10 protein-coding genes are annotated in these 13,271 nt (G+C 57.0%); 7 read left to right on the forward strand and 3 right to left on the reverse strand.

Annotation, left to right across the window (positions count from 1 at the left end):
* Positions 1 to 191 precede the first annotated feature (191 nt).
* Positions 192 to 2,120 carry a transglycosylase SLT domain-containing protein gene (locus tag V6943_RS19385; RefSeq protein ID WP_340555107.1) on the forward strand — a complete coding sequence of 643 codons (1,929 nt, stop codon included), beginning with the start codon at positions 192 to 194 and terminating at the stop codon, positions 2,118 to 2,120.
* A gap of 84 nt (positions 2,121 to 2,204) precedes the next feature.
* On the opposite strand, the gene V6943_RS19390 is transcribed toward V6943_RS19385, so the two are convergent.
* The 3 genes from V6943_RS19390 to yegS all read right to left on the reverse strand — a co-directional run bounded on the left by V6943_RS19390 (position 2,205) and on the right by yegS (position 5,010).
* Positions 2,205 to 3,008 (reverse strand): MOSC domain-containing protein, encoded by an 804-nt coding sequence (locus V6943_RS19390; RefSeq protein ID WP_340555108.1) that lies wholly within the window; start codon positions 3,006 to 3,008, stop codon positions 2,205 to 2,207.
* A gap of 26 nt (positions 3,009 to 3,034) precedes the next feature.
* A complete protein-coding gene (locus tag V6943_RS19395; protein WP_131650442.1) occupies positions 3,035 to 3,967 on the reverse strand; it encodes a chemotaxis protein CheV in 933 nt (310 codons plus the stop codon).
* A 113-nt stretch (positions 3,968 to 4,080) separates the two neighbouring features.
* Positions 4,081 to 5,010, reverse strand: a complete 930-nt coding sequence (gene yegS / locus V6943_RS19400) for a lipid kinase YegS (protein ID WP_340555109.1) — start codon at positions 5,008 to 5,010, stop codon at positions 4,081 to 4,083.
* 371 nt (positions 5,011 to 5,381) lie between these two features.
* Between yegS and V6943_RS19405 the strand changes: the two genes are divergently transcribed.
* From V6943_RS19405 to V6943_RS19430, 6 genes are all read left to right on the forward strand, one after another.
* The gene (locus V6943_RS19405; RefSeq protein ID WP_131650440.1) at positions 5,382 to 6,818 is read left to right on the forward strand and encodes an undecaprenyl-phosphate glucose phosphotransferase; all 1,437 of its coding nucleotides are present in this window, start codon (positions 5,382 to 5,384) and stop codon (positions 6,816 to 6,818) included.
* 157 nt (positions 6,819 to 6,975) lie between these two features.
* Positions 6,976 to 7,413, forward strand: coding sequence for a low molecular weight protein-tyrosine-phosphatase (locus tag V6943_RS19410; RefSeq protein WP_131650439.1), 438 nt, complete (start codon positions 6,976 to 6,978; stop codon positions 7,411 to 7,413).
* A 15-nt stretch (positions 7,414 to 7,428) separates the two neighbouring features.
* Entirely contained in the window at positions 7,429 to 9,642 is a 2,214-nt protein-coding gene (locus V6943_RS19415) for a polysaccharide biosynthesis tyrosine autokinase (RefSeq protein WP_131650438.1), read from the forward strand.
* Between the two features lie 171 nt (positions 9,643 to 9,813).
* Positions 9,814 to 10,872: a glycoside hydrolase family 5 protein gene (locus tag V6943_RS19420; RefSeq protein WP_340555110.1), complete on the forward strand. Its 1,059-nt coding sequence runs from the start codon at positions 9,814 to 9,816 to the stop codon at positions 10,870 to 10,872.
* Positions 10,873 to 11,140: 268 nt separating this feature from the next.
* Complete coding sequence (locus tag V6943_RS19425; protein WP_131650436.1) at positions 11,141 to 12,397, forward strand: hypothetical protein; 1,257 nt, start codon at positions 11,141 to 11,143, stop codon at positions 12,395 to 12,397.
* Positions 12,357 to 13,241 carry a glycosyltransferase family 2 protein gene (locus V6943_RS19430; protein WP_131650435.1) on the forward strand — a complete coding sequence of 295 codons (885 nt, stop codon included), beginning with the start codon at positions 12,357 to 12,359 and terminating at the stop codon, positions 13,239 to 13,241. Before V6943_RS19425 ends, V6943_RS19430 begins: the two co-directional genes overlap by 41 nt.
* Positions 13,242 to 13,271 lie beyond the last annotated feature (30 nt).

Consider the following 13,271-nt stretch of genomic DNA (forward strand, 5'->3'; position numbering starts at 1 on the left):
CCTGTACCGACACTCAACGCGACCTATAGTCACGTTGGAAATAGCGATTCAGGGCCGCTTCGCTGGGACGTACATACGTTCGTCGGAACCTTCTGCTTTGTTTGTTTCAAGAGCTTAATCCGCGTTTAACTGCCCGACTGGCCGAGCTAAGCTAGCCCCAGTTTTCTCCTGCCCCCGTCTTCGGAAGTCTCATGCGCGGTCGACTCTCCAGTATCTGTTTCTGCCTTCTGTTTACTGCTGCAATCGTCGAAACCTCTCAAGCCGCCAGCCTCCAGCAGCAACGTCAGTACTACGACGAAGCCAAGCGGGCATTGGCCAAGGGCGACAGCGGCCCATATCGACGTCACGCCAGCGCGCTTCGAGACTATCCGCTCGAGCCTTACCTGGCCTATGACGAACTGACTGCACGGCTCAAGACCGCCAGCAACGACGAGGTGGAAAAGTTTCTCGCAGAGCATGGCGACCTGCCGCAGGCCAGCTGGATGAAACTGCGCTGGCTGCGGTTGCTGGCGGCCCGTGGCGATTGGCGGCCCTTCGTTGCGCATTACGATCCGGCGATGAATTTCGCCGAACTGGACTGCCTTTTCGGTCAATACCAGCTGTCCAGCGGACAGACGAAGCAAGGCTACGAGACGGCCGAACGACTCTGGCTGGTGGGCAAGTCGCAACACAACGCTTGCGATGCGCTGTTCGAGCGCTGGCGCGCCGCCGGCCAGCTCAGCGAAGATTTGGTCTGGCAGCGCACCAAGCTGGCGGTCGAGAGTGGTAATTACGGTTTGGCCAACTTTCTGGTGAAAAGCCTGCCGACGATGAAAAGCCAAGGCGAGCTGCTGGTCGAGGTCTCGCAAAAGCCGCAGATGCTGGGCCAGACTGATCGCTTCATGTCGCCGTCCCCGGCCATGGGCGATATCGTCTCGATCGGCCTGCGTCGGCTGGCGCGTAAAGACCCGGAAAAGGCGCTCGGGCTGCTCGACAGCTACGCCAGACGTCTTTCGTTTTCGACAGATGAAAAGGTGGCGATTGCACGCCAGATCGGCCTGACTCTGGCCAAGCGCTTCGATGCTCGTGCACTGACGGTGATGGCCGAATACGATCCTGAATTGCGTGACGATACCGTCAGCGAATGGCGGGCCCGGCTGCTGTTGCGGCTGGGGCGCTGGGATGATGCCCATACGTTGATCCAGCGCTTCACTGGAGAACTTGCCAGCAGCAACCGCTGGCGTTACTGGAACGCGCGCAGCTTGGAACTGGCACAACCCAACGGCAAACAGGCCATCCCGCTCTATCAGCCGGTCGCCAGCGAGCGCGATTTCTACGGTTTCCTCTCGGCCGACCGCATCCAGGCGCCCTACAAGCTCAACCATCAGCCGCTCGCGCTCGATCCGAAGCTGATGCAGAAGGTCCGCAATACGGCGGGGATTCGCCGCGCTATGGAATTCCATGCCCGTGGCGAAATCGTCAACGGACGCCGCGAGTGGTATCACGTCAGCCGCCTGTTCAGCCGCGATGAACTGGTCGCTCAGGCACGCTTGGCCTACGACATGGAGTGGTATTTCCCAGCCATCCGCACCATCAGCCAGGCGAAGTACTGGGACGATCTGGACATCCGCTTTCCCATGGCCTATCGCAGCAGCCTGGTGAACGCGGCGAAGGCACGGGAGATTCATCCAAGCTGGGTATTCGCCATTACGCGTCAGGAAAGCGCGTTCATGGCCGACGCGCGCTCGCACGTCGGTGCCACGGGGCTGATGCAGCTGATGCCGGCCACCGCGAAGGAAACCGCCAGACGCTTCGATATCCCGCTGTCATCGCACCAGCAGGTGCTCAACCCCAACACCAACATCCAGTTGGGAGCGGCCTATCTCAGCCAGATCTATGGCCAGTTCAAGGGCAACCGGGTGCTGGCTTCCGCTGCCTATAACGCCGGCCCCGGCCGGGTCCGCCAGTGGCTGCGGGATGCAGAACACCTGCCGTTCGACGTCTGGGTGGAAAACATTCCGTTCGATGAAACTCGCCAGTACGTGCAGAACGTACTCACCTATTCGGTGATTTACGGCCAGAAGCTCAACGCACCGCAGCCGCTGGTCGAGTGGCACGAGCGCTACTTCGAAAGTCAGTGACGTTGGCGGTGCCATGGTTTGGCACCGCTTCGTCAGTGAAGGATGCTTTAGATACTCGCCGTCGCGAGCGGAGCGGCAACGGGGCTATTCCAGTACTTCTACCGACATGCCCACCTGCAGCACACCCGTGTCCTCGGCGATCAGGTTCTGGCCGAAGAACACGCCACCCTCGCCCTTGCGGTAACCAAGCAATGTGGCCAAGGGCTCGCGCGTCGGGCTGTGCTCGGCGCTGAGCGGATCGATGGTGGGAATGATGCAGCGTGAGCAAGGTTTGACCACGCGAAACTGCATGCCGCCGATGCGGATTCGGCGCCAACCATCCTCGGCATAAGGTGCCGCATCGGCGATGACCAGATTCGGCCGAAACCGCGTTATTTCGAGGGGCTGCCCCACACGGGCCGAAAGGTCGTCGAGTGATCGCTGACCAATCAGCAGAAACGGAAACCCATCGGTGAACGCCGTCCGCTCGCCGGGCTGGGCGTAACCTTGGTCGATCTGGATGCCTTGCTCGGCGGGCAGATACACCAACCTGCACGAACGACCGAGCAGGCGCGTCAGCCATGCCGCAGCGGCGTCACCAGCATCAGGCGCGCGTAAGCTTTCGCGCCAGATCAGCACACCTCGCACAGCGCTGTCCGAAGCGGGAACCGCCACCAGTAGATCATCCATGCCGGCGGCGCTCAGGAGCAGCGCCATTTCGCCCTGCCATCGCGCCTTGAGCAACGCCATCCGCGGCAGTACGCGCTGCGTCAGGAATTTCCCGGTTGCGGCATCGACGACCATCCAGCGCCGATCGCCGATCAGGCCGAGCGCGTCGCAGCCTCCCTCTTCAAGCGATTCAGCCGAGCCGGACTTGAGTGGAAAGCGATACAACGCGCAAAGATGCATTTTGGTGCCTCGATCAGATGAGCGGATCAGCGAGGCTCGTCAAGCAACAGACGCTCGCGGATAACGTCCACCAGTTTCTCCGGCTGGAACTTGGAAAGAAAGTTGTCGCACCCGACTTTCTGCACCATCGCCAGGTTGAAGCTGCCTGAAAGCGAGGTATGCAGTACCACATGCAGACCGCGCAGGCGCGGGTCATTACGGATTTCGGTGGTGAGCCGGTAGCCGTCCATTTCCGGCATTTCCGCATCGGTAAACACCATCAGCAGACGATCGGTGAGCACTTCCCCGGCATCGGCCCAGGCTTTGAGCTTGTTCAAGCCCTTCATGCCGTCGCTGGCGGCATGTACGGTGATGCCAAGCTGAGTCAGCGTCTCACGCAGCTGTGCCAGCGCCACGGTCGAATCGTCGACACAGAGCACTTCACGACCCCTGGCGCGTTCGAGCAGCGGATCGGCCAAGCGCTCCGGTGAAATGCTGGTGTTGTAGGGGACAATTTCAGCGAGCACCTTTTCCACATCGATGACTTCGACCAGTCGGTCGTCAACCTTGGTGATAGCCGTCAGGTAATGCTGACGCCCCGCCGTGGTAGGTGGCGGCAATACTTCTTCCCAGTTGAGGTTGAGAATGCGCTCCACGCCGCCGACCAAAAACGCCTGAATCGAGCGGTTGTACTCGGTCACGATGATGGTGCTGCGCTCATCCGGTACCAATGGACGCAGACCTATGGCACGCGACAGATCGATCACAGGCAACGTCTGTCCGCGCAAGTTAACGACACCGCATACGGAACCGTGGCGATGCGGCATGAGCGTCATCTTCGGTAGCTGTACGACCTCCTGCACCTTGAACACGTTGATAGCGAATTGCTGGCGGCCGGAAAGCCGAAACATGAGAATTTCCAGACGATTCTGCCCCACCAGACGGGTGCGTTGATCGACTGACTCGAGAATGCCGGCCATTGCGGGCTCCTTGCTTGATAAGGGTTAGGAGGCTATCGGCCGCAAGTTTCCGCGCTTTATCTGTATTTGTCGCCATCCCGACGGTTAGTCAGTGCCTTGCCAGTACGGTGCTATCAGGTGGCCTCGTTATCGTTTCGGAGCAACGGCTCCTCACGCAGCAGCGGACTATCCGCTGGAAGATGCAGACGCAGCGCCCGACGCTTGACCGTGAAGCGCATACGCTCGGCCGTGAAAGGCTCGCCGTCGAGATTGATGGCTATCTCCTTCGGTGCCTCAACTTCGAGCCACGGCACACGGGCGGTTACCGAAACGGTGTCGATCCCCAGCAGTCCACCGCTCAGCAGCGTGCCTAGGGTACCCACCGTATCGGCGGGCGCCGGAACGATACAAATATCCAGCAAGCCGTCATCAATGGACGCTTGCGGACAGAGCTGTTGCCCTCCGCCGGACTGACGCCCGTTACCGATGCCTAGCGCGAGGAAGTCGCCTTCCCAGGCAAAGCCGGGCCCAACGAAGCGCCCCCACGCAGCGTGCAGCTCGTTGAAGCGCGATAGGCCGGTCAGTAGATAGGCGCCGCCGCCCAGCACCCTTTTCAGCTCTTCCGAGGTGCTGGCGGTCACCTTGGAGCCGAAGCCACCGGTCGCCATGTTGATGAAAGGGATACCGTTCATCTCGCCGACATCTATCGACACCGGATTACGGTCGAGCAACGTCAGCGCATCGAAGGGCGCGACTGGAATCTCGGCAGCCTGGGCAAAATCATTGGCGGTCCCGAGCGGCAGCACGCCCATGCTCGCATCGGAACCGCTGTCGAGCAGCGCCTGAGCCACTTCACGCACCGTGCCGTCGCCTCCACCGGCGATCACCGTTCGATAACCCGCAGCGAGCGCTTCGCGCACCAGCCGAGCCGAGTCGCCGGCTTCCCAGGTCACCCGCACGGCCAGTTCGTGTCCAAGCTCGCGCCATTGTTTGACAGCCGCACGCACCTGCTCGTTGAGTCCTTGCTTGCCGTGAAGCACGAGCAGCGCCTTGGGTTCATTCATGCTTTCGCTTCCAGATCGGTAACCGCAGATAAGACACGTGGCAGAACTGGAAAGTTGTGACGCAGCGGAAATCGTAGGGCTTAAGCCGAATCGGAAAAAGAGACGACCATCGGTCAGAAGCAACCGGAAAAAACTATCTAGAGCGGATGGTTTATTGATGGTTTTTGTTATTAATCAATTGGTTATCACACTAATTTAATCCCTGTCGCTTCTTTGGCGGTTTGTACCCGTTTGATGAACTCATTTCATTGGAGGCGGTCGGAGCAGTTGTCCAGGTGAAGGTTGCGATAGCGGCCTGCCATCAGAACCGCGGATCGCGGCGATCAAAACGAGTATTGAGAGCTAGTAATAGCCGAAGGAAGGAGCCTTGTATGCGCTTACAGTCCGTTGGGACCCTTGAATACGCCCACCCCAGTTTCGTCGATTACTTCCTTGCCAGCGTTCGCCTGATCCACGGGCTGACTGCTGTGTTGCCGGGCGTTCTGCTGCTGCTTTTTCTGCCGCTCGACCTGCCGGCGGGCGGTGGCACCTTCAGCACCTTCCTGATGTTCTTCGGCGTAATCAGTGTGGTCATCTTCCAATCGGTCGGCATCTACAGTGAGGAAGTGTTCAGCACCCTGCTCCGCTTCCGCACCATGCTGGTCGCCTGGGCCGCAGCGTTCAGCCTGCTGATCTTCATGCACCAAGGTTTGGGCATGTTCAGCTATCTGGAAGCCAAGCACCTGACGTTCTGGTTCGTCACCAGCATCATCCTGTTCGGCGCCGAGCGCCTGATGATGCTCGCACTGTTCCGCCGTCTGATGGCCAAGGGCGTCTATCTGCAGAATGCTGTGATTCTCGGCGGTACCGACAACGGCGTGCGCGTTGCCGAATACCTTGCTCATCACCGTGACATCCGTACTGGCGTGCTCGGCTTCATTGATGACCGCCTGGAGCGCTTGCCCAAGACGCTCGCCGACCTGCCGCTTCTGGGCAATACGCGTGATCTAGAGCAGATGATCCGTGAGGAAAAGGTCACTCAGGTGCTGGTCGCCCTGCCCTGGTTCGCCGACAGCCGCATCGGTCAGGTGATCAACGAGTTGCGCAAGCTGCCGGTCAACGTGCTGCTAGTGCCCGACATGGTCGCCTTCCGCCATGCCAACAAGCGCATCACCGAGGTTGGTGGCCTGCCCACACTGATCGCCTCCGACCTGCCGCTGCGTGGTTGGTCGCCAATGTTCAAGCGTATCGAGGACATCATCCTCTCCAGCTTGGCCCTGCTGGCCGCAGCGCCCGTAATGCTGCTGCTGGCACTGGCGATCAAGCTGGACTCGCCCGGCCCGGTACTGTTCAAGCAAAAGCGCTACGGCTACAACAATCGTCTGATCGAAGTGTTCAAGTTCCGCTCGATGTACCACGCCAAATCGGACGCCAACGCCGAACGCCAGACGACGCGTAACGACGACCGCATCACCCGCGTGGGCCGATTCATTCGAAAGACCAGCCTCGACGAACTGCCACAGCTGCTCAACGTTTTTCTGGGCAGCATGTCCATGGTCGGCCCTCGCCCGCACGCCACCGCGACCAAGGCCGCCGGCGTACTGTTTGAAGAGGCCGTCTCGGAATATTCCGCTCGCCATCGGGTCAAGCCAGGTATCACCGGCTGGGCGCAGATCAATGGCTATCGCGGCGAGACCGACACGCTCGAAAAGATCGAAAAACGCGTCGAGTTCGACCTCGATTACATCGAGCGTTGGTCGGTCTGGTTCGACATCTACATTCTCGCCCGGACCATTCCCGCCCTAGTGTTCAACAGGGACGTCTACTGACTGCGCGCGGCAGAACAGCCCATCACGGCAATCAGCCATATTTCATGCGCGAGCACAGCAGGAAGATTGAACTAATGAAGCGAGGCAATATCAGATTTGCGTTCTGTGATGCGTACGCCCAACCGCCCATGAATTCAGGGCTGCGAGGCTAAGCGACATGTTCCAGAACATCTTGATCATCTGTGTCGGCAACATCTGCAGAAGCCCAGCGGCCGAAGCGCTGCTGATACACAAACTGCAGGGAAGAAACCTGACGATCAGCTCGGCAGGCATAGGCGCATTAGTAGGCAACCCAATGGATAAGACCGCACATGAGGTGCTTCACGATCACGGACTGGAACACCTGTCCCACCGTGCTCGGCAGGTTGATAGTGAGATGTTGCACCAGGCGGACCTCATCCTCGCCATGGAGCAGAGCCACATCCAGCACATTCGCCAGATAGCCCCCGAAGTACATGGCAAAACCTTCCTGATGGGTAAATGGCTAGACGGTATGGAAATCCCGGATCCCTTTCGTCAATCCAAACCCGCATTCGAGCACGTTCACAGCCTTCTGACGCAGTCCGTCGAAAGCTGGCTTCCTTACCTGAAATAAGAAGAAGGAACTTCAATGACCACCATGCCCCGTCCTATCTACGAAACCAAAGAGGAGAAGGATATTGATCTGGCCCACCTCTTTGACACCTTGCTCAACAACCGGGCTCTCATCCTCACCATAACCGGCTTCTTCGCGGCGCTGGGTATCGCCTATGCGCTGCTTGCCACGCCGATCTATCTCGCCAGCGCGATGATCCAGATCCAACCGAAAGGTGGACTTCCCAGTCTTACCGATGTGGTGGGCGCCGCTCCGGCAGTCTCGCCCGCGCAGACCGAGATAGCGCTGCTCAAGTCACGCACCGTTGTCGGTGGCGCGGTCGAAGCACTGAACCTCGATATCATCATCGAGCCTCACCACTTCCCGGTGTTCGGTGGCTATATATTCCGCGGCTTCGAACCCACCGAGGAAGGTGAGCTTGGCTGGTACCCAGAAGGGTTCGAATCATACGCCTGGGGCGGCGAGTCGCTACGCGTCACTCGGCTGATCGTTCCGGACAACATGCATGGCGAAGAGCTGACGCTGGAAGCCGCAGAGAACAATGGCTTCATCCTGCGCGACACCGACGGTGAAGTGGTTGTACAAGGCGTAGTTGGCGAGCCCATGGAAACGCCGGAATACGGCATTACCGTAGCGGAGCTGAACGCACGACCGGGCACTACTTTCAGCGTGATCAAAAACCGCACTTATGCCACTACCGAGGACTATCAGAATCGTCTGTCGGCCGGTGAGCGCGGCAAGCAATCAGGCATCCTTAACGTGACGCTCGAGGACGCCGATCCGGAGAAAGCCGTTCGAGTACTGGAAGAAGTGGCCCAGCGCTACGTAGACCAGAACATTGCGCGCAACGCGGCCGAAGCAACACAGAGTCTGGAGTTCCTGAGCGAGCAAGTGCCGGAAGTTCGCAAGAAGCTCGACGCCGCTCAAACTGCGTTGAACAAGTTCCAGACCGGTAATCGCTCGGTGGACATCTCAGCGGAAACCCAGTCGGTGCTCGATCGCATCGTTGACCTCGAGAAGCAGATTTCCGAGCAGAACCTCAAGCGCACCGAGATGGAACGTCGCTTTACCCGTCAACACCCTAACTTCCAGGCGCTGATTAACCAGACCAACCAACTCCAGGCGCAGAAGGCCGAACTTGAAAAGCAAATCGGCACCCTGCCTTCGACCCAGCAAGAACTGCTGCGTCTGAACCGCGATGTCGAGGTTTCGTCCGAAACCTATTCGATGCTGCTGAACAAAACGCAGGAGCTGGACATCATTCGTGCAGGTACCGTTGGCAACGTGCGCATCGTCGACCACGCCGCTGCTGACATCGATCAGCCGATCAAGCCGAACAAGCCGTTGATCGTCATTGCCGCGATTCTGCTCGGCGGTATCCTCGCGATCGCCTTCGTCTATGTTCGCGAAGCGCTCAAGCGGGGCGTGGAAAACCCAGAAGAAATCGAGCGTGTCGGCATCCCGGTGTACGCGGCGATTCCCTTCAGCGAAAAGCAGGGGCTGCTGGAAAAGCGTCTGGTCAACTTCAAGCGTGACAAGAGCAGCGCGTCTTATCTGCTGACGATCAACGACCCGGCTGATCTGGCCACCGAAGCCATGCGCAGCCTGCGCACCAGCCTGCACTTCGCCATGATCGAGGCCAAGAACAACATTCTGATGATTACCGGTCCTAGCCCGGGAGTCGGTAAGTCGTTCGTCACCAGTAACCTGTCGGCAGTGATTGCACAGTCCGGCAAGAAAGTGCTGTTGGTCGACGCGGATATGCGCAAGGGCTACTTGCACAAAGTCATGCGTTGCCAGGGTGAGAAAGGCCTTTCGGACATTTTGTCCGGCCGTGTCACGCTGTTCGATGCGATCCAGAAGACCCAACTCAACAACCTTCACGTGATCACTCATGGTCAGTTACCGCCGAACCCTTCCGAGCTGTTGATGCACGAGAACTTCTCTCGCTTCGTCAAGGAAATCAGCGGCATGTACGATCTGGTGATTTTCGATACGCCGCCGATTCTCGCGGTCACCGACGCTGCGCTGGTTGGTAGCCAGGCCGGCACGACCCTGATGGTGACCCGTTATGGCCTGAACGGAGTCAAGGAAATCGAATTCGCCAAGCGCCGCCTCGAACAGAACGGCTTGATGGTCAAAGGCGTGATCTTCAATGCCGTCATCCGCAAAGTGTCCAATTACAGCGATTACGGCTACTACCAGTACGAATACCAACACAGCAAATAAGCGATGAGCGCCTGATGCCCGATGACTATCTGCATCGGGCGCTCGAACAACTCCGTCCAATCGCCTGCACGCATTCGAACCGTTGCTTACTTGGCATCGGCCCTTCGTTGATCGTTACGCCGTGCGATCGAAGGACAGTCATTCGCTACATGCTCATTGGAGTTCAAAAATATGGAACGTCGCTCTCTCTCGCCTTTGCTCGGCGCGATACGTTTGATTGCTGGCCTATCCCTGGTCGGTTGCGTGTCCCTTGTCCAAGCTCAGCCCAGCACTGAACGCGCAGGTATCGACTTGGTCGGCATCAATATGTCCGGCGCCAATTTCGCACCGCATATAACACCAGGCAAGGTTGGCACCAACTACTTCTATCCCGAGAAGAAATACTTCAAGTATTACGCAGACAAGAACATTCGCTTGATCCGTTTCCCCTTCATCTGGGAACGCGTACAACACGACCTGAATAGAGGCGTCAACTTTGATCAGATACGCTTACTGAAAAGAACGCTTGATTTTGCTGCGCAGCATGACCAGAAAATCATTCTGGATATGCACAACTACGCTCGATACAAGGGCAAGCTGATTGGCTCACCCGAAGTACCATACGAAGCGTACGCCAACGTCTGGCGCAAGCTCGCGGAAAAGTTCAAGGATCACCCCGCCCTTTTGGGCTACGACATCATGAACGAGCCCCATTCGACCGATGGTTTGTGGCCTGCGGCGGCCCAGGCGGCAGTCGATGCAATTCGCCAGGTCGACGTGAAAACCTTGATATTCGTTGAAGGCGACCGCTGGGCGAGCTCGTTCCATTGGCGCAAGGTCAACGAGGATTTTCTGATCGATGATCCGGCGAACAAGATCATTTACGAAGCCCACCTCTATTTAGACAAAGATTTCTCAGGACGCTACGCGAACGACGAAACCGTTGACCCCATGCTGGGCGTCGAGCGTGCCCGCCCCTTCGTAGAGTGGCTGAAAGAAAACAACCTGAAGGGCTTTCTGGGCGAATATGGCGTTCCCGGCCACTCCGATTCGATGCTCGTCGCCATGGACAATATGCTCGCCTATCTCAACGAGAACTGCATGCCAAGCGCTTATTGGGCAGGCGGACCGGGCTGGGGCAAATATGTTCTGGCAGTTGAGCCCATCGACGGCAAGGACCGACCTCAAATGGCAGTCCTGCAGAAGAACATCGCTAACGACTGCACCGAATACGGGCCAACGCCGGGCTGACGGGACGTGAGCTCCGTCATAAAAATTTGGCGAAACCTGAGATTTCTACGCAACACAACCGCTAGCACGGTTGTCAAACGCTTCGACCGAGCACAGCGGAGCTAATCCAAGGGAACTTGATGACCCTCTGCTTATCGAAAGCGTTTGGTAACCGATGCCATGTGGGTGTAATCCGCGTCATAAAGGCATCAACATCGCAATGTTAAAAGCTTGAGTTTGTTGCGGCGTAGTTATCTGGATAATGGAAACGCACCTAAGGACTCAGGTGATGACAAGCATCAGCTCAAAATTCTTTTATTTGCCACTGACTATCCTGGCGCTCGTTCTGCATTTTTCTGTATTCGGCGACAGTACGCATAACCCACTTGGCTTCAAATTTCTCAACGAAGCCTACCTGGCGGCTTGCTTGGGTGTAGCGTTTCTCTTGATTCTTGCCAGCACGGAAGATGCCTCCAGAGAATTCCGCATTCTCATGTACTACGCGTTTTACAGCGTTTTCGTATTTACCGTGCTGCCTGCAGTATTTTCATTTTTTACCTTCGGCCAACCGATCGCCTACGGCCTGATCGAAGAACGCCGAATGTTGTTCACATTCGGGTTCGTGCCCCTGTTATTGCTTACCAAGCACATCAGCACTCTTCAGTTCGAGCGCGCGATCATCTATGCCGCGCTCATTGCAGTATTTTTGTCCTGGTGCTTCAAATTCGGACTGGTGCCTGATTTACGCGAAGAGCAAACGTCTTGGGATCGTCCGGATCGCTCCTCGATCGGCCCCTTCCTGATTTGCTTTGCCTATTTCTACTGCATTCAAATCTGGGCGAAAGGAAAGTCGCCAATCAACGGTGAACAACGCCAGAAAATTTTCTATTTGATCATCGCTGCGATCTTGCTGCTCACCTTGGTGTTCGCCACCCAAACTCGCCAACTTATCGTTTTGTGCCTAGCGTTTACCCTTTTTTCATTGAGGGTCAAAGCTGTCGCCTGGGCGGCCTCGCTCTGCGTTCTGCTATCGCCATTCTATTTCTATCCAGAATTACTCGAAATTCTCGGATTGAACATGGAGTTCTATGGAAGCAGCCTGGATGGCAACGTGGAAGACGGAGTGCGCCCTCACACGATCGCATCTGTGTTCAACCATCTGGAACTGGTCAGCTGGCTCCCAAGCGGTTCACTATCGCTCATGTGGCAGGACGGTTTCATTCCCTATTTCGGCGAGCATTTCTTTCTCTCCGACATTGGAATCATCGGCACACTGTTCCGCTTCGGTTTTCTTACCTTTCTGGTGGTTCCGCTGACGCTGTTCATTTATCAGCGTATCGCCCGGAACATCAACACGGAGATGGAATTCACCTATTCGGTAATGCTTGCGTTTTTCGTGATATGGCCGCTAAACGGTTTGTTCGAATATGTGCAGCCAGTTATTTGCATGCTTTTCGTTATTCACGCTCTGAGAGCACGCCATCTACGCAGCAAGGAACGAGTTCATGAACGTCGCACTTATTCTCAACTACAAAGCTGCTACTGAAACCATCAGCTGCGCTGAAAGCCTGCTCGCTCATTGCTCGACCATCGACCATATCGTCATTGTCGACAATGACTCGCAGGATGGCTCGGCGCTTGCTTTTCAGCAGTGGCTGGATGAAAAGGCTTACCCACAGGTGACGCTGCTCTGCAACCCTGAGAACAACGGGTACGCCGGCGGCAATAACTATGGCCTTCGCTGGGCGATGAAGAACCTGCAACCGACGCATTTCTGGGTCGTCAACAATGACACCTATGTCGAGAGCGATGCCTTCTCGCCTCTTCTCGAAGCACTGCAGCGCAACGACCGCCAATTCGTTGGTTCGCTAGTCTTGAGCGCCGACACCGGGCGTCTGGAATGTTATGGCGGCGGAAAACTGTATCCGATCCTCGGCAAGGCTCGCCTACTGGGCAAAAACCAGAGCATCGAGACACTGCAACAGCAGAATCTTCATCACGACCCGGATTACATAATGGGTTGCAGCCTGGCATTTTCAGCTGCGCTGACGGAAGAAATCGGGTTGATGGACGAAGATTACTTCATGTATTTCGAAGAAGTGGATTGGCAGTACCGCGCCAGGCGCTTTGGAGTGTCCATACAAGTCATCCCCGAAAGCCGTCTGTTTCATTACGGGTCACTCAGTCTAGGTAACCGTTCGGCGTTCTATCACTATTACCGCAACCGCGCTGCCACACGATTCAACAAGCGCTTCTATGGTTCGATGTTCGCGGTGGTTTCCGCGTTTCTTCTTTCGGCCGTTACGACGATCAAGGAATACAGGAACCCCACCCTCGCCTGGTCGGGTATCAAGGGCGCCTTCAAGGGAGTAGCAATGAGTGTCAAGTGATACTAATGCGTTCGGAATAGACTTCTATTC

The organism is Pseudomonas sp. CBC3, assembly GCF_037967085.1.
Lineage (GTDB): Bacteria > Pseudomonadota > Gammaproteobacteria > Pseudomonadales > Pseudomonadaceae > Stutzerimonas.

What these genes read in the sequence shown, in the direction of transcription:
- V6943_RS19385 (WP_340555107.1), top strand. Translation starts at nt 192, where the DNA reads ATGCGCGGTCGACTCTCCAGTATCTGTTTCTGCCTTCTGTTTACTGCT.
- V6943_RS19390 (WP_340555108.1), bottom strand. Translation starts at nt 3,008, where the DNA reads ATGCATCTTTGCGCGTTGTATCGCTTTCCACTCAAGTCCGGCTCGGCT.
- V6943_RS19395 (WP_131650442.1), bottom strand. Translation starts at nt 3,967, where the DNA reads ATGGCCGGCATTCTCGAGTCAGTCGATCAACGCACCCGTCTGGTGGGG.
- yegS (WP_340555109.1), bottom strand. Translation starts at nt 5,010, where the DNA reads ATGAATGAACCCAAGGCGCTGCTCGTGCTTCACGGCAAGCAAGGACTC.
- V6943_RS19405 (WP_131650440.1), top strand. Translation starts at nt 5,382, where the DNA reads ATGCGCTTACAGTCCGTTGGGACCCTTGAATACGCCCACCCCAGTTTC.
- V6943_RS19410 (WP_131650439.1), top strand. Translation starts at nt 6,976, where the DNA reads ATGTTCCAGAACATCTTGATCATCTGTGTCGGCAACATCTGCAGAAGC.
- V6943_RS19415 (WP_131650438.1), top strand. Translation starts at nt 7,429, where the DNA reads ATGACCACCATGCCCCGTCCTATCTACGAAACCAAAGAGGAGAAGGAT.
- V6943_RS19420 (WP_340555110.1), top strand. Translation starts at nt 9,814, where the DNA reads ATGGAACGTCGCTCTCTCTCGCCTTTGCTCGGCGCGATACGTTTGATT.
- V6943_RS19425 (WP_131650436.1), top strand. Translation starts at nt 11,141, where the DNA reads ATGACAAGCATCAGCTCAAAATTCTTTTATTTGCCACTGACTATCCTG.
- V6943_RS19430 (WP_131650435.1), top strand. Translation starts at nt 12,357, where the DNA reads ATGAACGTCGCACTTATTCTCAACTACAAAGCTGCTACTGAAACCATC.